Raw genomic sequence first — 24,285 nt, 5'->3', positions numbered from 1 at the left:
TTGTCGAAGCGTCGTAAGATTCTCGTTGTGCTGAAAGGCTACCCGCGCCTTTCGGAGACATTTATCGCCCAGGAACTGCTCGGCCTGGAGAAGGCCGGGTTTGACCTGACCTTGATCTCGATGCGCCGGCCAACCGACAAGAAGCGGCATCCCGTGCATGACGAGATCAGGGCACGCGTCGTCTATCTCCCCGAGTATCTTCACGAAGAGCCGATCCGCGTGCTGAAGGGGCTGTTTGCGAGCTTCCGGCGGCCCGGGATCAAGGCTCTCTGGCAGCGCTTCCTCAAGGACCTCCCACGTGACATCTCTCGCAACCGCTTCAGGCGGCTTGGACAGGCGATGGTGCTCGCACGCGAATGGCCGGATAGCGGCGAGTGGCTGCACGCACATTTCATCCATACCCCTGCCTCCGTGACCGAATATGCGAGCATTCTCACCGATGTACCCTGGACCTGTTCGGCCCATGCCAAGGACATCTGGACATCGCCGGACTGGGAGTTGCATGAGAAGCTTGGCAGCGCCCGCTGGACGGTGACCTGCACGCGAAGCGGCTATGAGCACATGCGCACCTTGACCTCCCGCAAGGACGCTGTTCATCTGAGCTATCACGGCCTCGATCTGGCACGTTTCGGGCATTTCGGCGGCCAGCGATCGCAGCGCAACGGCAGCGACCCGGCGAACCCTGTCGTCATTCTCAGTGTCGGCCGTGCCGTCGAGAAGAAGGGCTACGAGACGCTGCTCAAGGCACTCGCACTGCTGCCCGGCGACCTGAACTGGCGTTTCGAGCATATCGGCGGCGGCGACAAGCTGCCGAAGCTGAAGGCACTTGCTGAAGATCTCAATCTGACGGATCGGATCAGCTGGAAGGGCGCACTCGCACAGGAGGACGTGCTCGATCACTACCGCCAGGCCGATATTTTCGCACTTGCCTGCCGGATTGCATCCAATGGCGATCGCGACGGCCTGCCGAACGTATTGGTGGAGGCATCGAGCCAGCGCCTGCCCTGTATCTCGACGTCGGTATCCGGCGTGCCGGAGCTTCTTGTCGACGGTGAAAACGGCAGGCTCGTGCCACCCGAGGATCCTGCGGCGTTTGCGGCGGCACTCGAGGCACTGATCCGCGATCCTGCCTTGCGGTCGCGGCTGGGAGATGCGGCCGAAAGACGCGTGCGCGAGCATTTTGACCACGAGGTGAGCATCACCGAGCTCGGCCATCTGTTTGAACAGGAATGGCAGAAAGCCTCATGAACGCGCCCCGGGTCTTTTTCTATGTCCAGCATTTGCTTGGCATCGGGCATATTGCCCGGGCAAGCCGCATCGCGAGCGCGCTTGGCAGCGACGGGTTCGACGTCACCGTCGTGACCGGTGGGCTGCCGGTTCCGGGTTTCCCGGGAGACGGCATCAGGACGGTGGCTCTTCCAGCGGTGGTGGCAAGCAATGCCGGTTTTTCCGGACTTGCGGACAGCAATGGTGTTGCCGCCGACGAGGCGTTCCTGAGCAAACGCCGGGATCTGCTGCTCGAAGCCTTCCATGATACAGCGCCCGACGTCGTCATCATCGAAGCATTTCCTTTTGGCCGCCGGCAGATGCGGTTCGAGCTGCTCCCGCTTCTTGATGCAATCGAAAAAGCGCATCCACGGCCGAAGCTTTTCAGCTCGGTGCGCGATATCCTGCAGCAGAACCGGAAGCCCGGGCGCGACGAGGAGACCGTGGCGCTGGTCAGAGACCATTTCGACGGCGTCCTGGTGCACGGGGATCCGAGCTTCGTTCGCCTGGAAGATACCTTTCCCCTGACGGCGGAGATTGCCTCCAAGCTCCTCTATACCGGCTTGGTGGCGGCCCCGCGGGCGGCTGATCCTGAAGAGACCTTCGACATTGTTGCATCCGCTGGTGGCGGAGCCGTCGGCCTCGACCTGCTTCGCGCGGCCAATGGCGCGGCCGCGATGTTGCCGGGGAACCTGCGGTGGCTGCTGATCAGCGGGCCGAACCTTCCCGAGGCCGACTTCGCCAGCCTTTCGAAGGCAACGCCCTCGAACGTTACGCTGACCCGGTTTCGCAAGGATTTCCCATCGCTGCTGCGCGGCGCGCGTGTTTCCATCTCGCAGGCGGGCTATAACACCGTTGGCGATCTGCTTCAGACCGACTGCCGGATGATCCTCATTCCCTTCGTTGCCGGTGGAGAGACGGAACAAACGGTCCGCGCCGAACGGCTGCGGGCACTCGGGCTCGCGGATATCCTGCCGGAGGCCGGTCTGACGCCCGAAATCGTTGCCAATGCCGTCACAACGGCACTCGCAAAACCGCGGGCAGCCTCGGCATTTCTCGATCTCGGGGGGGCCGGCAAAACGGCATCAATCATTCGGTCCATGATTGGGTGAAAGCCTCGCACTTTGCAAAAATGATGTGATATAAACAACGTCCCGGCGAGAATCGGCATGACGATGGAAATCCGATGCGCCTTGTTTTCGTTATGAGATACGGCGGTCCGGTTGCATGATCCTGTTTTCGGCATTCCCTTTGGCTTCGCCGCAGGTTCACTGCCCCCAGATTTCCCAGGCAACTGACGGTTAGCAATGGAAAAAAGCCTCGCGCGTTACATCTGGTCGAACACGCGGCTGCAGCAGCTCTGGATTTTGACAGTCGTTGCAGTCTCGATGATCCCCTATTTTCTGTCCTTCGACCTGCCGAAGCAGATCGTCAACGGACCGATTCAGGGCTCTGGCTTCGAGGGCGAAGGCGCAACGCAGACGTTCATGCGGTTGTCCTACACCTTTCCGGTCATCGGCGAGGTAGAGTTCTTCAAGGGCCTGCAGCTTGACCGCCTGCAAATGCTGATGGGGCTCAGCCTCGTCTTCCTCGCGCTGGTCGTCTTGAACGGCCTCTTCAAATTCTACATCAACACCTACAAGGGACGGCTTGGCGAGCGCATGCTGCGCCGCATCCGTTTCGAGTTGATCGACCGGGTACTCCGCTTTCCGCCGTCGCATTTCAAGCGCGTCAAGTCCGCCGAGATCGCAACGATGATCAAGGATGAAGTCGAACCGATGGGCGGCTTCACGGGGGATGCCTTCGTTTCGCCTGCCTTGCTCGGCGGTCAGGCGCTGACGGCGCTCGCCTTCATCATCGTGCAGAATTTCTGGCTCGGGATGATTGCCGCGGGAATCGTCGGCGTGCAGGCGGTGGTGATCCCGCGCATGAGAAAGCGCCTGCTCGAGCTTGGCCGCCAGCGTCAGCTGACAGCCCGCGAGCTGTCCGGACGTGTCGGCGAAATCGTCGATGGCATCGGCACGATTCACGGCAACGACACTTCGAATTTCGAGCGTGCTGACATCGCCACCAGGCTCGGGCTGATCTTCTCGATCCGTTATGACCTCTACCAGTGGAAGTTCCTGGTCAAATTCCTGAACAATTTCCTCGCCCAGGTCACTCCATTCCTGTTTTATGCAATCGGCGGCTATCTCGCGCTGCAGGGCCGACTGGACATCGGTCAGCTCGTTGCGGTCATCAGCGCCTACAAGGATCTGCCGGGTCCGCTCAAGGAACTGATCGACTGGGATCAGATGCGCCAGGATGTGCAGGTCAAGTATCAACAGGTCTACGAGCAGTTCAACGTCGAGCCGCTGATCGACGGCAAGATACAGGACATCTCGTCAGAAACGATCGGCGCCCTGACAGCTCCGCTCGTGGTCACAAACCTCACTGTGAGTGACGACAGTGGCGCGCGGCTGGTCGACCACGTCTCGGTCGAAATCAAGCCCAACGAAACGGTCGCGGTCGTCGGCCCGAACTCGAGTGGTGCCGAAGCCTTCGCGGAAGCCCTCGGCCGGCTTGTGTGGCCGGATTCCGGCCGCGTGACGATCGATGGCCATGACCTTCTCGGTCTGCCTGAATCCATTACCGGCAGGCGCATGTCCTACGCCTCCGCTGACGCCTACTTCTTCCACGGGACGCTCAGGGACAATCTTCTTTACGGCTTGAAGCATGCCCCGATGCGCGACCCGCAGTACGACGGCAAGGAGGCTCTTGAAGCCAAGTGGCATGCCGAGGAGGCCGTCAAGGCCGGCAACCCGACAATGGATATCAACAGCGACTGGGTGGACTACCAGGCCGCCGGCGCAACCGGCCCCGAGGACATCCTGACGGCAATCCGTCCTGTGCTCGATGCGGTCCTCATTTCACAGGACATTCTCGACCTGGCGCTTCGATCGACCGTCAACACGAGCGTGCATGTGACGCTTGCCGGACATATCGTCGATCTGCGTACGGCACTTCGCAAGCGCATGCAGGAGTCGGAGCTCGGCAATATCGTCGTACCGTTCGATTTCGATGCGTTCAATCCGCAAGCCACCGTCGGCGAGAATTTGCTCTTCGGCTCGATGAAACGGCCGATGATGAACAATCGCCGGCTGGCGGCCCACCCCTATTTCCAGGCGCTCTTCCGCGACACCGGCCTCAGCGACGATCTCTACGCCATGGGTCTGGAGATCGCGGAGAATGCCGTCGAACTCTTCCATGATCTGCCGCCGGATCACCCGTTCTTCCAGCAGCTGACCTTCATGACGGCTGACGATATCCCGACCTATCAGGCGCTGCTGCAGAAATTGCAGAGCCGACGGTTTGATGACGCAACGCCCGAAGAGCGCTCTGCAATCATCCGTCTCAGCTTTGCCTATATCGAGCCGCGGCACCGTTTCGGTCTTCTGACCGACGCGCTGATGGCCAAGATCGTCAGCGCCCGCAAACAGTTCCATGAGAATATTCCGGATGATCTTTCCGCCGTCATCGAGCGGTATGATCCGGAGGACTTCATCTCCTCGGCAAGCCTGATGGACAACGTCCTGTTCGGGCGCATCGCCTATCAGCAGGCTGACGCGTCCGATCGCATCCGGGCCATCATGGGCGAACTCTTCGACTCTCTCGAACTCTTCGACGACGTCTTGTCGATTGGGCTTGAGTTTGATGTCGGTTCTGGCGGCAAGCGCCTGACGATGGCGCAACGGCAGAAGCTGAACCTTGCCCGTGCGCTTCTCAAACGGTCTGACTATTTTGTCTTCAACCGGCCGTTATCCGCGCTCGACCAGCGTGTTCAGGATCAGATTACCCGAAATGTGGTCGAGGGATTGCACAAGGAAGGCGAACAGCCGGCCATCATCTGGGTGCTTTCGAACGCAAAACTTGCGGAATTGTTTGATCGAATCCTGCTGTTTGACCGCGGTGCGCTGGCCGAAGCAGGCAATTTTCCGGAGCTTTCCGAACAAAACGGTATGTTCAAGGAACTGTTATCGTAATATCCTAAAGAGGGACAATAAAGATGGTGCCCCCTTGCGAGGTGCCACGGTCAAGCGTCGCGCACCGGAAAGCGTGACGGGGGTAGTACGTATATGTTGTTGAGAGACGAAGTCGAAATGCTGCGGCGGGTGCCGATTTTCTCGCGAATTGCACCTGCAAAACTCAAATTGTTGGCCTTCACTTCCGATCGCATGACATACAACGTCGGGCAGGACCTCTTCCATCAGGGGGATCCGGGGGATGCAGCCTATGTTGTCCTGTCCGGAACGGCCGACATTCTTGTCCATTCACCTGCAGGCGACATCAAGGTCGCCGATGTGGAACCCAACTCCATCGTCGGTGAAATCGCCATATTGTGCGACGTCTCGCGTACCGCGACGATTCGCGCCACCTCGCCGCTGGAAGTGCTGCGCATCAGCAAGGAGCACTTCCTTAAATTGCTCAGCGATTTCCCCGAAATGGCTGTCGAGATCATGCGCGTGTTGGCAGACCGTCTGAACCATACAACAGCGGAATTGACCGCAGCGCGCGCGGCGAAGCAGCCGCAGGTAGCCGCGATGTAGCGATTTCATCATCAATGAATGCAAAGGCCTGCCTAAAGAAACCTGAGTGGCCTTTGCTGTTTTTCGTGACTTTGGAACAGATCCTGTTCAATCCGGGTCATATCTGCAGCCCCCGGCTGTTTGCGCATTCTGCAGGCGTCCAGACGCTGCTGGGGTGCGTTCGCGGCACAACGAACGAACCTCGTAAACCAGCGCAGCCACGTGTCGAGCTGGTCGCGGATCGCTCTCAGCTTCAGCCGATCGGGGTCGCGATCAGCACATCGTGGTCAACGCTCGCCAATATCATCCTCCGCCCTTCGTATTCCGCAAGCCGATGCAATAGGCCGGAATCCAGGACTTCGACGGGTGCGAAAGCCGGCCGGTGTTTTAGAACGGACGCGCTTTGATTTTAGAATAGACGGGCGCTCACTTTAAATTGGCCGGAATATGCGTTAAAGATGGTCGGATGAGCGAGCATGTTGCCTCCAGAGCCCTGATTGACCGCAAAGCTTTTCCCTTGGTGCAAACTGCGCTGGCGGACACGCGCGTCGTCTTGATATCGGGGCCACGACAGGCCGGCAAGACGACCCTCGCGCGGATGTTTTCGGGAAGGGACCGTCCCTATATTACTCTTGATGATGTCGGCACCCTGAGTGCTGCCAAGGCGGATCCCATAGGCTTTGTTAGGGGACTCAAACGGGCGGTTATTGATGAAGTTCAGCGAGCTCCCGATCTTATGCTCGCGATCAAGGCAAGTGTCGATGTTGACGAGGAGCCCGGCCGGTTTCTCCTGACGGGTTCTGCCAATCTCGCTACCATACCTGCAATCGCTGATTCTCTGGCTGGCCGCATGGCTGTCATCCCGCTCCTCCCCTTCGCACAGGCCGAAATCCGGTCGACTCCTGGCCGAATGTTGGATCGTCTTTTCGCGGGAGAGGAACTGGAGAACGCGAGCCCTGCGCTCCTCGGCGAGGACATGATGAACGTCGTGCTTGCCGGCGGTTATCCTGAAGTCCTCAGAAGATCCTCCATAGCCAGACGCGTCTCATGGCTCGAGGACTATGTCAGCTTGATTCTGGATCGCGACGTACGCGACATCGCCAATATAGATCAGCTCGATCGCTTGCCGCGGCTCCTTTTGATACTCGCGGAACATGCGGGACAATTGATCAACAACAGCAGCTTCGGTTCGGCACTTGGACTTTCAGGCGCAACGGCACAAAAATACGTTGCCATTCTGGAACGCCTTTTTCTCGTGAAGACCCTTGCCCCGTGGTCGAACAATCGCCTGAGTCGGCTTGTCAAAACGCCGAAGCTTCATTTCATCGATACCGGATTGCTTGCCGCGTTGCGCGAAGATGAGGTGAGGCGATTACATGAGGACAGGACCAGGTTTGGCCCACTCCTGGAAAGTTTCGTCGTGTCGGAACTGATGAAGCTTGCCTCATGGTCTGAGCGGCGATTGTCGTTCTCGCACTACAGGACAAAGGACCAGGACGAGGTGGATGTCGTCATTGAAGATCGACGGGGCCGGATCATTGGTATCGAGATCAAGGCCTCAGCGACCGTGAAGGCAGACGACTTTCGCGGGTTGCGTCAGTTGCAGGGCGCTGTGGGGGATCGGTTCCTGCGTGGCCTCGTCTTACACGATCACGACCGGATCACACCCTTCGGGGAAAAGCTTCAGGCTGCGCCGTTGTCAACCTTGTGGTCAATGTAGGCGGGCAAGGTTAGTGCGCAAACAGCCTCCCCATTCTCCGAGCTTAAAAAATAGCTAAAGTCTGCACGAGGTCGACGGCAATCTCGTCAGCGTCGGCTGCTCCCAGGGACTGCTCCGCTTTGCGCGTGCAGTCGCATGAAGCGTTTCGCGGGCAGGATCGATAGGCATTCAATGCTGGTGATCGGCACCTGTTCGGTCGCAGGCGGCGTCCCTCATCTCCCCAGCAGTGGCGTTCGCATTTTGAGCTTGGGAGATGAAACCGCTTCATCGAGATGAGGACCATGCGCAGCGTAGATGTTTAGGGGACGCGGTAGGGCGATCCCCGTCACAACGTGCAGAACGCACATCCTACTTTAGAGCTGCAGGATAGACCCGGATTGAACGGATCTTCTCTACTCGCGCTGTTCGAGCGCTCTGCTGAAGGCCAATGCCGCAAGCGTACAGACCGCGCCAGACAGCAGGTAGTAGCCAACGAAAGGCAGACCAAAGTGGCTGGACAGGGTCAGCGCGACGAGCGGGGCAAAGCCGGCGCCGACGAGCCAGGCAAGGTCGGAGGTAAAGGCCGCACCGGTATAGCGATAACCTCTGCCGAAGCGCGACGAAATCGAGCCGGTCGCCTGGCCAAAGGACAGTCCGAGGACGCCGAAGCCGATGATCACGAATGCACTCTGTCCCCCGGAGCCGGCTGCCATCAGGAGCGGACCGACAAAGCTGAAGATCGCAATCAGCACGGCACAGATCGCAAGCTGGGCACGCCTGCCGATTAGGTCTGCGATCATGCCGGAGACGACGATCGCGACGAGACCGACCACGGCGCCAATGATCTGCACAACCATGAAACCGCCGATCGGCTGGGTTCCGTAAAGATACACCCAACCCAGCGGGAAGATCGTCACCAGGTGGAACATCGCGAAGCTCGCGAGCGGCACGAAGGCGCCGAGCAGGATGTCGCGACCATGGATACGCACCACGTCGCGGATCGGTGCCGCCTCGAGCTCGTGCTGTTCCAGTGCGGAGCCGAATTCGGGCGTCATGACCAGACGCAAACGCGCAAACAGCGCAACCACGTTGATCGCAAAGGCGACAAAGAACGGATAGCGCCAGCCCCAGCTCAGGAAGTCCTCACTGGAAAGATTGGCGATGAAATAGCCGAAAAGCGCGCTTGCCAGCGCAAAGCCGATCGGGGCACCGAGCTGCGGGATCATCGCATACCAGCCGCGGTGGTTTGGCGGCGCGTTGAGTGCCAGCAGCGACGCCAGGCCGTCCCATGCGCCGCCGAGCGCAAAGCCCTGCCCGAGCCGGAACAGGGCAAGCAACGCGATCGACCAGGCTCCAATCTCGCTGTAGCCGGGCAGGAAAGCGATCGAAGCCGTCGAGCCCCCAAGCAGGAACAATGCAATGGTCAGCTTGGCGCCGCGGCCATAGAAACGGTCGATGGTCATGAACACGAGCGATCCCACCGGGCGCGCCAGAAATGCGAGCGAAAAGATCGCAAAGGAATAAAGCGTTGCCGTCAGTCGATCGGGCGCGAAAGGAAAGACAAGCTGAGGGAAGACCAGCACGGATGCCAGGCCGTAGACGAAGAAATCGAAAAATTCGGACGCGCGCCCGATGACGACGCCCATCGCGATGCTGCCGGCTGATATCGGCTTGTCGGCATGAATTCGCCGCGCGTCCTGCTCCATCGATGTGGACGATGGTCCGTAGTGTGTTGTGCCTGCCATTAAATGCCTCCCTCATTGAGGCACCCTGTGGCAAAGCGCCTCACTAGCGATCTTGATCAAACCACTGCGCTTATCAAGTCCGATCGACGCAAATAGTTCATCATCCGGCTTGAAAATCAGATGTGGATTAAAAATCACGGTCATGCCGCGAAATCGGTCTGCAAAAGACTGGCATGATCGGCGTGTACGGATATATTAGCCCCTCAAAATGGATTGTGCGCAAGAATCCTTCGAATTTTCCTCAGGATTTTGACATCCTGCGCCACGTGCCTTATCCCGCAGTGCGGCATTTCTGCTGCACTGCGACCAAACACCTCATGTTGCTATCAGGTACGGTGCTTTAGTCGCGGTCTGGACGAAACAACAAGAGCATAGAGACGTGCAAAAACTGCCAAAGTTTTCCCGCCATCTCCTCATTCTGCCCCTGCTTCTGACGCTGGCGGGATGCAATTTGGTGGTCATGTCGCCTTCGGGCGATATCGCCATGCAGCAACGCGACCTGATTATCGTGTCGACGGTTTTGATGCTGCTGATCATCGTTCCGGTGATCTTCCTGACGCTGCTGTTTGCCTGGCGTTATCGCCGTTCCAATACGGCTGCCACCTATGATCCGGAATGGCACCATTCCACCCGTCTCGAAGTGGTCATCTGGTCAGCACCGCTGGCCATCATCATCGCGCTCGGGGCCATCACCTGGATCAGCACGCACAAGCTCGACCCATTTCGTCCGCTCGATCGGATTGATGCCGAGCGCGCCATCCCGGCCAATACCAAGCCGCTGACCGTCGAAGTCGTCGCACTCGACTGGAAATGGCTGTTCTTCTATCCCGAACTCGGGATTGCGACCGTCAATGAAATGGCAGCGCCAGTCGATGTTCCGATCAGCTTCAGGATCACCTCCTCGTCGGTCATGAATTCCTTCTACGTGCCTGCGCTTGCGGGCCAGATCTATGCAATGCCCGGCATGGAGACCAGGCTTCATGCCGTCATCAACCAGGAAGGCATCTTCGACGGCTTTTCGGCCAACTATAGCGGCGCGGGTTTCTCCCACATGCGCTTCAAATTCCATGGCGTAAACCAGCAGGGCTTCGACCAATGGGTTGCGCAGGTCAGGGAAAAGGGAACTGCGCTTAATAGAGATACCTATCTCAAGCTCGAACGGCCGAGTGAGAGGGAGCCGGTGCGTTACTTCTCGACCGTCGACAAGGATCTCTTCAACGCGATCCTCAACATGTGTGCGGCCCCCGGTCAGATGTGCATGAACGAAATGATGCACATCGACCGGATGGGTGGCGGCGGCAAGGAAAGCGCCGAAAATCGCGAGAAGCTGCTCTACGACAACCGCCACTCCGATCAGGCCGGTGGCGGTCACGAAACGCCTGCGGGCGAAAGCCCCGATGCCGGCGAAACCAAGCCGGCAGACGCTCAAAACGGCGCCGGCCAGTCTGGCGGCACGCAGATGCCAGGAATGCAGCATGACGGGCACACAATGCCCGGCATGGACCACGGCACCGGCAGCGACCCGGCGCCTGCGCAATCAAACAGCAATTAGACCTGGCGCTTTGCGTCGATACGACATCAATGAACGGGTTCATCCATGTTTTCCAATCCTGACCTCCTGAAGTTCATCTTCGGTCGGTTGACCCTAGAATCGATCCCCTATCACGAGCCGATCCTGGTCGTGACCTTTGCGGCAGTCGCACTTGGCGGCATCGCGCTTCTGGGTGTTGTTACCTATTTCAAGCTTTGGGGTTATCTCTGGCGCGACTGGCTGACGAGCGTCGATCACAAGAAGATCGGCATCATGTACGTCATCCTGGCGCTCATCATGCTGCTGCGCGGCTTTTCCGACGCGATCATGATGCGTCTGCAACAGGCAATCGCGTTCAACGGATCCGCCGGCTACCTGCCGCCGCATCACTACGACCAGGTCTTCACGGCCCACGGCGTCATCATGATCTTCTTCATGGCCATGCCGTTCGTCACGGGCCTGATGAACCTCGTCGTGCCGCTGCAGATCGGCGCCCGCGACGTTTCATTCCCGTTCCTGAACAATTTCTCGTTCTGGATGACGACCGCCGGTGCGATCATCATCATGATCTCGCTCTTCATTGGCGAATTCGCCCAGACCGGCTGGCTTGCCTATCCGCCGCTGTCGGGAGCCGCCTATAGCCCGGGCGTCGGTGTCGACTATTACATCTGGGGTCTCCAGGTGGCCGGTGTCGGCACGACGCTATCGGGCATCAACCTGATCGCGACGATCGTGAAGATGCGCGCACCCGGCATGAGCTTCATGAAGATGCCGGTCTTCACCTGGACCGCGCTCTGCACCAACATCCTGATCGTCGCGACCTTCCCGATCCTGACGGCGACGCTGGCGCTGCTGTCGCTCGACCGTTACGCCGGCACGAACTTCTTCACGAATGATCTCGGCGGCAATCCGATGATGTATGTCAACCTCATCTGGATCTGGGGCCACCCGGAGGTCTACATCCTCGTGCTGCCGGCATTCGGCATCTTCTCGGAAGTCGTTGCCACCTTCTGCGGCAAGCGTCTCTTCGGCTACGCCTCGATGGTCTACGCCACCTGCGTGATCATGATCCTGTCCTACCTCGTGTGGCTGCACCACTTCTTCACGATGGGTTCGGGTGCCAGCGTCAACTCCTTCTTCGGCATCACCACGATGATCATCTCGATCCCCACGGGGGCGAAGATGTTCAACTGGCTGTTCACGATGTACAGGGGACGCATTCGCTACGAAGTGCCGATGCTGTGGACGCTCGGCTTCATGGTGACCTTCGTCATCGGCGGCATGACCGGCGTTTTGCTCGCCGTTCCGCCCGCCGACTTCGTGCTGCACAACTCGCTCTTCCTGATCGCCCACTTCCACAACGTCATCATCGGCGGCGTGGTGTTCGGCCTGATGGCTGGCGTCACCTACTGGTTCCCGAAGGCGTTCGGCTACAAGCTCGATCCGTTCTGGGGCAAGATGTCCTTCTGGTTCTGGCTGATCGGCTTCTACTTCGCCTTCATGCCGCTCTACGTGCTCGGCCTGATGGGCGTCACGCGCCGCGTGTCGCAGTTCGAAGATCCGTCGCTGCAGATCTGGTTCATCCTTGCCGCCTTCGGCGCCGTCCTGATCGCGATTGGCATCGCCAGCTTCATCATCCAGCTCGTCGTCAGCTTCTTCAAGCGCGAGGAGTTGCGGGATACGACCGGTGATCCCTGGGATGGCCGCACGCTGGAATGGTCGACCTCGTCGCCGCCGCCGGACTACAACTTCGCCTTCACGCCCGTCGTCCATGACCATGATTCCTGGTACGACATGAAGGCGCGCGGCTATGCCCGTCCGCTGGAAGGCTTCAAGCCGATCCACATGCCGAAGAACACCGGAACCGGTGTCATCCTCGGCGCGATCAGCGTCGTGCTGGCATTTGCCCTCATCTGGTACATGTGGTGGCTGGTCGTGCTTTCGTTCGTCGCCATGATCGCCGTCGCGATCGGCCATACCTTCAACTACAATCGCGACTTCTATATCCCCGCCGAAGAAGTCACGGAAACGGAACGCAAGCGTACCGCGCTGCTTGCCGAGCAGGTGTAAGACCATGAGCGATGCTGTGATCGACAAGGCAGACAAGCCTGAATTCTACCTCACCGAAGAGCACCATCCGGAAGGCAGCACAATGCTGGGCTTCTGGCTCTACCTGATGAGTGACTGCCTCATCTTCGCGGTGCTATTTGCAACCTTCGCCGTCCTCGGCCGCAACTTTGCCGCGGGGCCCTCGCCGGCCGATCTCTTTGATCTGCCGCTGGTGGCGATCAACACCTCGATGCTGCTTCTGTCCTCCATCACCTACGGCTTTGCGATGCTGCAGATGGAGCGGCAGGAGAAGGGTGCCACACTCTTCTGGCTGGCCATTACCGGCCTCTTCGGCCTGGCCTTCCTTGGGATTGAACTCTACGAGTTCTCGCACCTGATCCACGAGGGCGCAGGTCCAACCCGCAGTGCCTTCCTGTCCGGCTTCTTCACGCTGGTCGGCACACATGGTCTGCACGTCACCTTTGGTATCGTCTGGCTGATCACCCTGATGGTGCAGGTGTCGATCCGTGGCCTGATCCCGGAAAACCGCCGCCGCCTGATGTGCCTGTCGATGTTCTGGCACTTTCTTGACGTCGTCTGGATCGGCGTCTTCTCCTTCGTCTACCTTATGGGAGTCCTCGGATGACCTCTAACGCACCAGTAACCGAGGACGCCCACGAAGCCCATCATGGTCACAGCCATGGTCATGTGGCCGCCCACGGCACCTTCAAGAGCTATATGATCGGCTTCGTGCTGTCGGTAATCCTGACAGCGATCCCGTTCTGGCTGGTCATGGCCGGCGTCTTCGAAAATCCATCGGTAACGGCTGCATGGGTCATGGGGCTCGCGGCTGTCCAGATCGTCGTTCATATGATCTTCTTCCTTCATATGAACCCGCGCTCGGAAGGCGGCTGGACGATGATGGCGTTGATCTTCACGCTTCTGCTCGTCGCCATCGCGCTGGCCGGCTCGCTCTGGGTCATGCATCATCTGAATACGAACATGATGCCGATGAGCCCGGAAATGATGAAGAATATGCCCTAAAGGCAAGAGCGGGCGGTGGTGACGCCGCCCGCCAAGGTTTTCTGGCAATGGCCGACATCCCCTCCGAGAAAGCACAAAGACAGCATACTTCCGCCGGGCTTGCGATATTCTGCGGTCTCCTGCTGGTGCTGATTGCAGCACTGCTTGCGCTTGGTGTCTGGCAGGTCGAACGGCTTTCATGGAAAGAGGATCTGATTGCCCGCGTCGATCAGCGCGTCCATGCGGAGCCGGTTCCCGCGCCAGTGCGCGCACAGTGGGGACAGGTCAGCCGCGCCAATGACGAATATCGCCATGTGACTGCCGAAGGGATCCTGCAAAACGACGAGGAAACGCTGATCTACGCGTCGACGTCGCTCGGGCCCGGCTATTGGGTGATCACTCCCCTCAAGCTGGCCGACAGCACCTCGGTCCTGATCAACCGCGGTTTCGTCCCGACGGAAAGGCGCGATCCGGCAACACGCAGCGAAGGGCAGATTGCAACCCCGGTGAAAATCGCCGGACTGCTGCGGATTACCGAGCCTGGAGGCACGCTGGTCAAGTCCAATGATCCGGCCAATGATCGCTGGTATTCACGCGATGTCGCCGCGATCGCCGATCGTCGCGGCGTCGCAGATACCGCCCCCTACTTTATCGATGCTGATGCGACGCCAAACCCAGGCGGCCTGCCGGTCGGTGGGCTGACGCAGATCGCCTTCCCCAACAACCATCTGGTTTACGCGATCACCTGGTTTGCACTTGCGCTCATGGCCGCTGGACTGCTCGCTTTCGTCGTCCGCGGCGAGTTGCGCGCGCGTCGATCCTGATCAGACGGCCTTGCTCCGGGGATAGAAGCGCTCAGCCATATGTTCGCCGACCGCATAGGCCTGGCTGACGATCTCGGGCACGAGGTCGATGTCAGGCAGACTGCCAAGGCCGAGGGGCCCGACGGCAAACAGTCCATCGACCATTGATCCATCTTCAAGACAGGGCTGGCCCCGCTGATTGACGGCAAGTCCTAGCGACAATTCATCTGCGAGGGCCAAACCTCCGCTCACAAGGCTTGCCAGCAATGGCGAGGTCAGTTGCGGCGCGCGGCAGCGACAATCCAGGATACGCTCGGCATGAACGATCTCGTCGGCGTGCGAGCCGGCGGGCCGGAAGAAGAGACCGCTCAGGCCCTGCCGACCCACGACGCCACGACGCAGTACGGTATTGCCACTGGCGAGCTCGCTTTGGAGACGGGCGTAGATGGCCTCGGGCAAGCGGTTGCGGTGGCTGTCATAGATCGCCCGCAAGTGCCGGTTGAACTGATGCTTCTGATGGGCTGGCAGTGCGCGCCACAGAGAGCGAGCGTGTTTGCGCAGCCCGTTCATGACGGATTGCCAGCTTCTGCCCTCTTCCTCTGCCTCGCGGCAGGCCGTGCGGATGAAGCGCAGGATGTCAGGGAGGTTTGTTGGCAGCGCGTCGGCCGGAAAAACCGGGTCGGCGGAGTTCGGCGTGTGGCTCTGCGGCAGGAAGCCATGTCGGGAAAGGATGGTAACCTGCCCCGCGTAGCCGGCGTCGCGCAATTGCAAAAGTTGATCGACAACCCTGATGCCGCTGCCGAGAAGGACCGTGTGTGGGCGCGCGACCAGGCGCTGGGCTCTCACCTGAGACGGCTCCTGCTCAGTCTCCTCGGTCTCAGGCAGACCATAGCCAGTGGCCAGTATGACGGTGTCGAACAGGGGATTGGCTGGATTGGCGCTTTCGAGGAGGAAACGGTTGCCGTGGCTCTTGCGGATCGCCACAACCGGTTCATGGCACACCTGAACCGTAATGTCCTTGCGGGCGGACAAGGCTTCCGAGAAGCGCTGGTAGACGTAGTCGCTGAAAATGTCTTTCGGCACGAAGATCTGGCGAAATCCCGGGATCGCCGCATGCACGGCGGCGCGGAATTCCGCGTTGCTACAAAGCCAGTCGTTGAAATCATCCGTATCGCCCACCGAGACGGAAAGATCGCGAACACGCGTATTCAGGATCGTCGAGGTCCGCGCCGACGAGAGTGCCTGCCCCCCGCTCACCGAAGAGTTGGGGTCGAAGAGTTGCAGATGAAAAGGCAGGCGCACTGTCTTCATCAGCGCGATCGCCATCATCATTCCGGAAAAGCCGCGGCCGACAATGGCAAAACGCGGCACGGCGGAGATCTTTGCTGCCGCCGCTGACTTCGAAGAAAACAGGCCTTGAACCGTCATCTCAACTCCCTTGCGACCGTCTGCGCATCGTGTCTCGATTGATTTCAACGCGGGAAAAAACGCTCGCGCGTTGAGCTGGTTCACGCGGTTTTGAACCGCCCTATAGTCTATCAAACTGGTCGTGTATCAAAGCGCCAAAAGATGATTTAGGCAAGCCTTTGTTCCGAGTGCCGGCGTCTGGAGCGGATAAGTGTCTGAAACCGTTTCGACATTTCGAGACGCCATGGGCGGTCAAAATGGTGCTTCCTAGTCTTTGTTGCACTCACGATAAAATAACCAGTTGGTGAATTCTTGACTTGAAGGGCCGAAAGGAATCGGCAAAAGTAAGGGCGCTAATCAATCCCTTCATGGATTCGACGTCTTTCCGGACCAACGTCCGACCACACCTCTGTTTTGGAATATGACCGTGAGCAGCAATGCTTTAACACGCACGACGAAGCCATCCGCTTCGATGGCGAAGGCGACTGCGGCAGGCTGGGGCAAGGGCCTCTTTACGCTCGTCCGCATCACCGTCATGGCGTTCCGCCATCCCTGGCAATCCGGTTTCGCCATCGGCGCAACCCTTGTCGCCTCGACCTTCCAGCTGATGATCCCGCGTCTGCTCGGTCGGGCGGTCGACCACACGCAGGTTGCGATGGAAGGCGGCCAGGCGGGACAGATCGCACAGGATGCGCTGCTGACCACGGCGCTGATGCTGCTCGGCGCCAGCGTTCTGCGTGGCATCTTCACGATGATCCAGAACTACTACAGCGAGAGCGTCGGCCACCACATGGGCTACGAGCTGCGTCTTGCCTGTTACGAGAAAATCCAGCGCCTTTCCTTCAGTTTTCATGACAGCGTCCACTCCGGCGATCTGATCACCGTCGGGCTGCTCGACCTTGAAGGCGTGCGCATGTATTTTTCGACGGCGCTGGTACGCATGGTGCTCTTGACCATGCTGATCGGTATCGGCGCCTACATGCTGCTTTCCACCGATGTCGTCCTCGGCTTGCTTGCCTTGAGCTTCGTGCCCTTCGTTGCCTGGCGTTCCTCGGTCACGCAGTTGCGGTTGCGCGCAACCTGGCTCGACCTTCAGGAGCGGCTGTCGGTGCTGACCCGGATCATGGAGGAAAATCTCGGCGGCATCCGCGTGGTCAGGGCCTTTGCCGCCCAGGCGCACGAGATGATGAAGTTCGAGGGCGCTTCCAAGAACGCCTTGGCGCTCGCCCACCAACGCGTCGGCATCCGTGTCATCAATACCAGCGCCATGACCTTCTCCTTCTTCACTGCCATGGGCCTCGTCCTCTGGGTTGGCGGTGGCAAGGTGATGGCTGGCGAGATGACGGTCGGTACGCTTACTTCGTTCCTGACCTTCATGACGATCCTGCAGATGCCTGTCCGCCAGCTCGGCCTGATGGTCAATGCTTTCGCCCGCGCCTCCACCTGCGGCACCCGGCTGTTCAATTTGCTCGACCTGGAAATTGCCGTGCGGGATGCCCCTGACGCCAGGGATCTGGTGCTCAGCGACGGGACGCTGCGCTTCGAGAATGTAAGCTTCGCCTATCCGAGCTCACCGATGCACGAGGTCCTGAGCAACGTCTCCTTCGAGGCAAAGCGCGGCGAGACGATCGGCATCGTCGGGCCGCCCGGCAGCGGTAAGTCGACGCTTGCCCATCTGATCCCGCGCTTCTACGACGTCACCAGGGGCAAGATCACCATTGATGGACAGGATATCCGCAAGACGACGCTGCAGTCGCTTCGTCGTGCGATCGCCGTTGTCCAGCAGGACTCCTTCCTGTTCACAACCTCGATTGAAAACAACATCGCCTATGGCGACCCCTGGGCAAAGGAAAGCCGCATCGAGCGCGCGAGTGAAAGTGCCCAACTGCACAACTACGTGCTCGGCCTGCCGACTGGCTACGGCACGGTCGTTGGAGAACGCGGTGTGTCGCTCTCGGGAGGACAGCGCCAGCGCCTGTCGATCGCCCGTGCCCTGATGTTGAAACCCGCCGTCATGGTCTTCGATGATTCAACGGCGGCAATTGATGCGGCCACCGAACAGCGCATTCGCTCCGCGATGCGCAAGTACGCGGCTGATCGCGTGACCATCATTGTTGCGCATCGCCTGAGCTCGCTGATGCATGCCGACCAGATCCTGTTCGTCGAGAACGGGGAAATCGTCGAACGCGGCACGCACGAGGAGTTGCTGGCCGCGGGCGGGCGCTACAAGGCGCTCTACGATCTGCAGGTACGGCCGGGCGATGAGGCGCTTAGCGCCTAGGGAGGAATGAAATGGCCGAGGAACTGGAAACCGAACGCTCCGACGTTCGCGAGGATGGGCGCCGACCGCCGCGCGCCGTCGTTGGCTCGCATCGCATTGAAGAGGAGATGTTCGGCAAGGCTTTCGATGGCAACATCATCAAGCGCATCTGGGCGTTCGTGCACCCATACCGCAGGCAGGTTCTGCTATCGGTCGCTGCCGTCCTGACGTTCACGGCCATGCAGCTGCTGATCCCGCTGATCATCCGCTACGCCATCGATCACGGCATGCAGCCTGGTGGAAGTCATCAGGCGCTGACCTTCGCGATGATCGCCTTTCTCGCCGCGATCCTCATCAACTACTGCGCCAGTTACTGGCAAGAGACGCTGGTGGGCAACGTCGCGGAAGAGGTGCTCTTCGACATCCGCAAGGCGATGTTTTCGCATCTCCAGCGGGTTTCGCTCTCCTTCATGGACAAGACCGAGGTCGGCCGTCTCATGTCGCGCCTGCAGGGCGACGTCAATTCGATGCAGGAGTTCCTGGAAACGTCGGTCCTATCTGTCGGCGATATCACGCTTCTGTTCGGCATCGTCTTCGTCATGCTCTATCTCGACTTCAAGCTCGGTCTTCTGACGCTCTCGGTACTGCCGATCCTGTTTGTCGTTCGCCTCTTCTGGCTGCCGCTGGCGCGCAAGTCCTTCATGGCAGCACATGAGACCAATTCCGTTGCCGCAGGGGCGCTGGCCGAGGCCATCCACGGCGTGCGCGCCGTCCAGAGCATGGATCGCCAGGGTGTCAATTTCACGCTCTATGACGACAAGGCCAGGGCAAACCTGAAGACGCACCTCACAGCAGCGCGCTACGCCCAGGTGATGGTGCCGATCGTGGATTCCCTGACCGGCGTTGCCATGGCGCTTGTCATTGTCGTTGGCGGTGCACGCGTTCTCAATCAGGCGCTCGATGTCGGCGTGCTCGTCGCTTTCCTGTTTTACATCCAGCGCTTTTTCGACCCCATTCGCTCGCTGACGCTGCAATATTCGGTCATGCAGCGCGCCATGGCCTCCGGACAACGACTGACCGAGGTTCTTGATGTTCCCGTCGAGATCAGGGACGCGCCTGACGCAAAGGAGCTTTCCGCCGACATGGATGGCTCCGTCGAGTTCCGCGACGTGGTTTTCGGCTATCATCCCAAGCACCCGGTCCTGAAGCATGTGAGCTTCAAGGTGAACCCAGGCGAAACCGTGGCCCTTGTCGGGCCAACCGGTTCCGGCAAGTCGAGCTGCATGTCGCTGATCCATCGCTTCTACGATGTACAGCAGGGACAGGTTTTGGTCGGCGGGCATGATGTGCGCGACCTGACACAGGATTCGCTCGGCAACCAGATCGCCATGGTTCTCCAGGAGCCGTTCCTGTTTACGGGCACGGTGTTCGACAACATTCGCTATCACAAGGTGGAAGCGACACGCGAACAGGTCATCGAGGCGGCCAAGGCGGTCGGCGCTCATGACTTCATCATGCGCCTGCCACAGGGCTATGACAGCATGCTCGGCGAGCGCGGCGGCAATCTCTCGCTCGGCCAGCGCCAGCTTTTGAGCTTTGCCCGTGCTCTGGTCGCCGATGCCAAGATCCTGGTGCTGGACGAGGCAACCGCCAATATCGACAGCTATACCGAGATGCTGATCCAGAAGGCGCTCGTCAAGCTGCTCGAAAACCGAACAGGGCTGGTCATCGCACACCGCCTCGCCACCATCAGAGAGGCGGACCGCATCATCGTCCTGCAGAATGGCGAGCTGATCGAAAGCGGTAACCACCAGCAGCTGATGAAAAACCGCAAGCTCTATTCGCGGCTCTATAACCTGAACTACGCGTCCTTCGACGATATTCCGGATGCCGTGCTCGAAGAGACGACGGCGAACGGTTCAGCGACTTAAAATCAAGCCTTCCAAGCAACGTCACTATTCGAAGAGGAGGATCTTCCATGGATTACCGCAAGCTTGGCCATAGTGGAGCAATTGTAACCGCTTACTGCCTTGGCACCATGACGTTCGGCGCAGAGGCCGACGAAGCTTCCTCGCACAAGCTCCTCGACGATTACTTCGCCTGGGGCGGAAACTTCATCGACACAGCCGACGTCTACAGTGCCGGCAAATCGGAAGAGATCATCGGGCGATGGCTGAAGGCGCGCCCGAGCGAGGCAAAGCAAGCCGTGATCGCGACCAAGGGACGGTTTCCAATGGGGTCAGGTCCGAACGACATCGGCCTTTCGCGCCGCCACCTGAACCAGGCGCTTGACGCCTCTCTTTTGCGGCTCGGCGTCGAGCATATCGATCTCTATCAGATGCATGCATGGGACGCACTAACCCCGATCGAGGAGACGCTGCGCTTCCTCGACGACGCCGTCTCTGCCGGCAAGATCGGCTACTACGGCTTCTCCAACTATGTCGGATGGCAGATCGCCAAGGCAGCCGAAATCGCCAAGGCCCGCGGCTACACTCGCCCGGTAACGCTGCAACCGCAGTATAATCTGCTGGTGCGCGACATCGAGCTGGAAATCGTCGCGGCATGCCAGGATGCCGGCATGGGGCTACTGCCGTGGTCGCCGCTCGGCGGCGGCTGGCTGACGGGCAAGTACCGGCGCGACCAGATGCCGACCGGTGCTACCCGCCTCGGGGAAAACCCCAGCCGCGGCATGGAATCCTACGCCCAGCGGAATGCGCAGGAGCGGACATGGACGATCATCGAGACGGTAGAGGCGATCGCCAAGGCGCGTGGTGTGAGCATGGCACAGGTCGCCCTTGCCTGGACGGCAGCGCGACCGGCGGTAACATCCGTCATTCTCGGAGCCCGGACGAGCGAGCAGCTCGCAGACAATCTCGCTGCTGCAAAGCTTCTGCTTTCCGAAGAGGAAATGACGAAGCTTAGCGATGTCAGCCAGCCGCATGTGGCCGACTATCCCTATGGGGCTGGCGGCACAAACCAGCGCCATCGCAAGATCGAAGGCGGGCGTTAGGATTGGTGTGCGGCCGGAATTTTCCGGCCGCCTTGTTCTTCAGAGGCGCACGCCGCTCGCGTCGTCGAAGAGGTGCAGTTGCGACGGATCGACGGTCACGCCGACCGTTTCGCCTGCGCGTGCTGTACCGCGGCCCGTCTCGACGATCGTTAGCTCGGGGGTCGTCGCCGCCGTGACGAAGGTGGATGAGCCGGTGGATTCCACCACCGCGACAGGCACATCGAAGGTGCCCTGCCCCGGTGCGGTTACGCCGATATGCTCGGGACGAATGCCGGCAGTCACCTTGCGGCCCGGCTGGATCTGATGGTCGATCGCGATCTTGTGCTTCACGCTGCCGAGATCGATGGTCAGGCTCCTGCCGTCTTCGCCTGCTACCGCCGGGATGAAGTTCATGGCCGGTGAGCCGATGAAACCTGCAACGAACTTGTTGGCTGGCTTGTCGTAGAGATCGAGCGGCTTGCCTTGCTGCTCGATCACGCCCTCGCGCATGACGACCACATGGTCGGCCATTGTCATGGCCTCGATCTGGTCGTGGGTGACATAGACCGAGGTGGCATGCAGACGGTCGTGCAGCGCCCGGATTTCCTTGCGCATGTGAACACGAAGTGCGGCATCGAGGTTGGAGAGGGGCTCATCGAACAGGAATGCTTTCGGATGGCGGATGATGGCCCGGCTCATTGCAACGCGCTGGCGCTGGCCGCCGGAAAGCTCGCGCGGGTAACGCTTCAACAGATGCGACAAGCCAGTTGTAGCAGCGACCTCCTCCGCCGCCTTTTTGGCTTGCGCCTTGGCGACGCCGCGAATGCGCAGGCTGTAGGTCAGGTTCTCCTCGACGGTCATGTGCGGATAGAGCGCGTAGGACTGGAAGACCATGGCGACATCGCGCTTGCGCGGCGGCACGTTGTTCATCAACTCGCCGGCGATCTTCAACTCACCCTCAGAGATACTCTCAAGGCCTGCGAGCGAACGAAGCAGTGTGGACTTGCCACAGCCGGACGGACCGACGAGTGCAACAAAGGTGCCCTTTGCGATCGACAGGTTGATGTTCTTCAGGGCATGAAACGCGCCGTAGTGCTTGTTGACGCCGCTGAGCTCGATCTGATTGGTCATTTAAGGGCTCCAGAGGTGAGGCCGGATACGATGCGGCGCTGCAAGAGAACGAAGATGGCGAGGATCGGCGTCACATACATCGTGGCGTAGGCCATGATGTTGTTCCACTCGTTGGTGTTCGGCCCCATGAAGGAGTTGAGACCGACACTCGCCGGCTGAAGCTCGGCAGCCTGGATCATCGACTTCGAGTAGACGAACTCACCGAAGGCCTGCATGAAGATGAGGATGGCGCTGACGAGGATGCCGTTGCGGGCAAGCGGCAGCACGATGCTGAAGAAGGCACCGACGCGGCTGTTGCCGTCGACCAGCGCTGCTTCCTCGAGTTCCATCGGCACGGCCATGAAGGTGGCGCGCACCAGGACGACGAAGAAGGGCATGCTCTTGGCGGCGATCGCGATGATGACGGCAAGGCGCGGATAGTCGAGCATGCCCAGTTGCGAGAAGCCGACGAAGATCGGGGTCACCATCAACGATGCCGGCAGGACCTGCAGCATCAGGATCATGAACAGACCGATATCGACCCACACGTTGCGGTAGCGCGCCAGAACATAGGCGCAGCCGACGCCGAGTACGGTGATCAGGGTAACGGCGCCGACGGCGATGACCAGCGAGTTCCAGAGATACCGGCCCATGCCGCGGCTTTCCCAGACATAGCCGAAGGTTCCCCATTGCGGGTCGCCCGGCCAGAAGCTCGGGGGCGTTGCGAACATCTCGGACCCGCCCTTGAGGGCCGTGATGTACATCCAGTAGAGCGGGAACAGATAGATCGCCGCCATGAGGATGGCGATCACGAGCATAAGGCGGTTGCGTGTCGTATCGCTCATCCGCGCACCTCATGACGTGTGGAGCGGACATAGACGACCGAGGCGAACATGACGAAGATGATCATGATGACGGAGATGGTCGCGCCCTTGGCGAAATCATACTGGCGGAAGGACAGGTCCCAGGCCCAGTATTGCGTGACGTTGGACGAGTTGTTCGGACCACCTGAGGTGATGGCGGCAAAGAGATCGAACTGCTGCAGCGTGAAGATCAGCCCAAGTGCGATGATGGCGCCGATCGTGGAACGCATCATCGGCAGCGTGATCGTCCAGAAGCGTTGCCAGGCATTGGCACCGTCGAGTTCGGCGGCTTCATAGAGGTCACCGGGGATGCCGGACAGGCCGACCGACAGCAGGATCATGTTGAAGGCAGTCCCCAGCCAGACGTTGGCGATGATGACCGCATAGAGCGAAAAATGCGGATCGGAGCGCCAGAAGATGTTGCTACTAATGATGCCGCTCTCCTTCAGAATGAAGTTGAGGACGCCGAAATCGCCCGAGAGAATCCAGTTCCAGATCGCTCCGACGACAAGGCCGGGCATGACCCAAGAGACGAGAAACAGGCCGCGCAGCCACGAGGCGCCGGGGAAATTGACCCAGAAGAACAGCGCCAGGCCAAATCCGATCAGAAACTGACCTGCGATCGAGCCGACGACAAAGATCACCGTATTGCCGAGGATCGGCCAGGTTTCCGGCTGGGCAAAGAGATCGGTATAGTTCTTGAAGCCGACGAAGGGGCGCGAGAAGGTTCCGAGGCTGAACATGTCAACCTCCTGGAAGCTCATCACCACATTGTAGATGAGCGGCAGTCCCGCCATCAGGAACAGGAAGGCCAGCGGAAAGGCGACCAGGGTGATGTCGAAGCCGCGGCCGTCCCTGACGCTTGAAAGAATCCGTTTCATCGATCCTCCAATACTCCGAACGGGGCTGCCTGAAGCTTGCGCTGCAAGACAGCCCCTGCCGGGAGGAAATGGTAGGGACGGCCCGAAAGCCATC

The 24,285-nt window shown here is 59.8% G+C and carries 18 protein-coding genes; 13 read left to right on the top strand and 5 right to left on the bottom strand.

The genetic code is table 11. The features are described 5' to 3' along the window. The 5 genes from IB248_RS00800 to IB248_RS00780 all read left to right on the top strand — a co-directional run bounded on the left by IB248_RS00800 (position 1) and on the right by IB248_RS00780 (position 7,551). Positions 1-1,248 carry a glycosyltransferase gene (locus IB248_RS00800; RefSeq protein WP_192240250.1) on the top strand — a complete coding sequence of 416 codons (1,248 nt, stop codon included), beginning with the start codon at positions 1-3 and terminating at the stop codon, positions 1,246-1,248. Continuing rightward, positions 1,245-2,378 carry a glycosyltransferase gene (locus IB248_RS00795; RefSeq protein WP_192240015.1) on the top strand — a complete coding sequence of 378 codons (1,134 nt, stop codon included), beginning with the start codon at positions 1,245-1,247 and terminating at the stop codon, positions 2,376-2,378. The genes IB248_RS00800 and IB248_RS00795 overlap by 4 nt, the downstream gene beginning before the upstream one ends. A gap of 195 nt (positions 2,379-2,573) precedes the next feature. Beyond that, a complete protein-coding gene (locus IB248_RS00790; protein WP_192240014.1) occupies positions 2,574-5,288 on the top strand; it encodes an ABC transporter ATP-binding protein in 2,715 nt (904 codons plus the stop codon). Positions 5,289-5,381: 93 nt separating this feature from the next. Beyond that, positions 5,382-5,852: a Crp/Fnr family transcriptional regulator gene (locus tag IB248_RS00785; protein WP_018856664.1), complete on the top strand. Its 471-nt coding sequence runs from the start codon at positions 5,382-5,384 to the stop codon at positions 5,850-5,852. Between the two features lie 445 nt (positions 5,853-6,297). Continuing rightward, complete coding sequence (locus tag IB248_RS00780) at positions 6,298-7,551, top strand: ATP-binding protein (protein ID WP_192240013.1); 1,254 nt, start codon at positions 6,298-6,300, stop codon at positions 7,549-7,551. Between the two features lie 392 nt (positions 7,552-7,943). Here the strand turns inward: IB248_RS00780 and IB248_RS00775 are convergent, their stop codons facing one another. Further along, positions 7,944-9,275 (bottom strand): MFS transporter, encoded by a 1,332-nt coding sequence (locus IB248_RS00775; protein ID WP_025658243.1) that lies wholly within the window; start codon positions 9,273-9,275, stop codon positions 7,944-7,946. Positions 9,276-9,654: 379 nt separating this feature from the next. Between IB248_RS00775 and cyoA the strand changes: the two genes are divergently transcribed. The 5 genes from cyoA to IB248_RS00750 are packed head-to-tail and all read left to right on the top strand — an operon-like array spanning position 9,655 to position 14,702. Beyond that, positions 9,655-10,827, top strand: a complete 1,173-nt coding sequence (gene cyoA / locus IB248_RS00770) for a ubiquinol oxidase subunit II (protein ID WP_192240012.1) — start codon at positions 9,655-9,657, stop codon at positions 10,825-10,827. 45 nt (positions 10,828-10,872) lie between these two features. After that, positions 10,873-12,876 carry a cytochrome o ubiquinol oxidase subunit I gene (gene cyoB, locus IB248_RS00765; RefSeq protein WP_192240011.1) on the top strand — a complete coding sequence of 668 codons (2,004 nt, stop codon included), beginning with the start codon at positions 10,873-10,875 and terminating at the stop codon, positions 12,874-12,876. Between the two features lie 4 nt (positions 12,877-12,880). Then, a complete protein-coding gene (gene cyoC / locus IB248_RS00760) occupies positions 12,881-13,501 on the top strand; it encodes a cytochrome o ubiquinol oxidase subunit III (RefSeq protein ID WP_018856668.1) in 621 nt (206 codons plus the stop codon). Further along, the gene (gene cyoD, locus IB248_RS00755; RefSeq protein WP_025658240.1) at positions 13,498-13,899 is read left to right on the top strand and encodes a cytochrome o ubiquinol oxidase subunit IV; all 402 of its coding nucleotides are present in this window, start codon (positions 13,498-13,500) and stop codon (positions 13,897-13,899) included. Before cyoC ends, cyoD begins: the two co-directional genes overlap by 4 nt. A gap of 47 nt (positions 13,900-13,946) precedes the next feature. Continuing rightward, complete coding sequence (locus tag IB248_RS00750; RefSeq protein ID WP_192240010.1) at positions 13,947-14,702, top strand: SURF1 family protein; 756 nt, start codon at positions 13,947-13,949, stop codon at positions 14,700-14,702. Here IB248_RS00750 and IB248_RS00745 read toward each other — a convergent pair whose 3' ends face one another. Next, positions 14,703-16,109, bottom strand: a complete 1,407-nt coding sequence (locus IB248_RS00745) for an FAD/NAD(P)-binding protein (protein ID WP_192240009.1) — start codon at positions 16,107-16,109, stop codon at positions 14,703-14,705. A 451-nt stretch (positions 16,110-16,560) separates the two neighbouring features. Between IB248_RS00745 and IB248_RS00740 the strand changes: the two genes are divergently transcribed. The 3 genes from IB248_RS00740 to IB248_RS00730 are packed head-to-tail and all read left to right on the top strand — an operon-like array spanning position 16,561 to position 21,358. Beyond that, positions 16,561-18,369 (top strand): ABC transporter ATP-binding protein, encoded by a 1,809-nt coding sequence (locus tag IB248_RS00740; protein ID WP_192240249.1) that lies wholly within the window; start codon positions 16,561-16,563, stop codon positions 18,367-18,369. Positions 18,370-18,380: 11 nt separating this feature from the next. Beyond that, positions 18,381-20,279, top strand: coding sequence for an ABC transporter ATP-binding protein (locus tag IB248_RS00735; protein ID WP_192240008.1), 1,899 nt, complete (start codon positions 18,381-18,383; stop codon positions 20,277-20,279). A 47-nt stretch (positions 20,280-20,326) separates the two neighbouring features. Continuing rightward, on the top strand, positions 20,327-21,358 hold the full coding sequence (locus tag IB248_RS00730; protein ID WP_192240007.1) for an aldo/keto reductase: 1,032 nt from the start codon (positions 20,327-20,329) through the stop codon (positions 21,356-21,358). A 39-nt stretch (positions 21,359-21,397) separates the two neighbouring features. Here the strand turns inward: IB248_RS00730 and IB248_RS00725 are convergent, their stop codons facing one another. Genes IB248_RS00725 through IB248_RS00715 form a run of 3 tightly spaced genes read right to left on the bottom strand, consistent with a single transcriptional unit; the run spans position 21,398 to position 24,191 of the window. Next, positions 21,398-22,468 (bottom strand): ABC transporter ATP-binding protein, encoded by a 1,071-nt coding sequence (locus IB248_RS00725; protein WP_192240006.1) that lies wholly within the window; start codon positions 22,466-22,468, stop codon positions 21,398-21,400. Continuing rightward, positions 22,465-23,292: a carbohydrate ABC transporter permease gene (locus tag IB248_RS00720; RefSeq protein ID WP_018856678.1), complete on the bottom strand. Its 828-nt coding sequence runs from the start codon at positions 23,290-23,292 to the stop codon at positions 22,465-22,467. Before IB248_RS00720 ends, IB248_RS00725 begins: the two co-directional genes overlap by 4 nt. Further along, positions 23,289-24,191, bottom strand: a complete 903-nt coding sequence (locus IB248_RS00715) for a sugar ABC transporter permease (protein ID WP_018856679.1) — start codon at positions 24,189-24,191, stop codon at positions 23,289-23,291. Before IB248_RS00715 ends, IB248_RS00720 begins: the two co-directional genes overlap by 4 nt. Between the last annotated feature and the right edge of the window lie 94 nt (positions 24,192-24,285).

This window comes from Rhizobium sp. RHZ01 (assembly GCF_014851595.1).
Taxonomy (GTDB): domain Bacteria; phylum Pseudomonadota; class Alphaproteobacteria; order Rhizobiales; family Rhizobiaceae; genus Rhizobium; species Rhizobium altiplani.
Note: the sequence above shows the minus strand (reverse complement) of the source record. Positions and strands in the feature narration are given on the sequence as shown.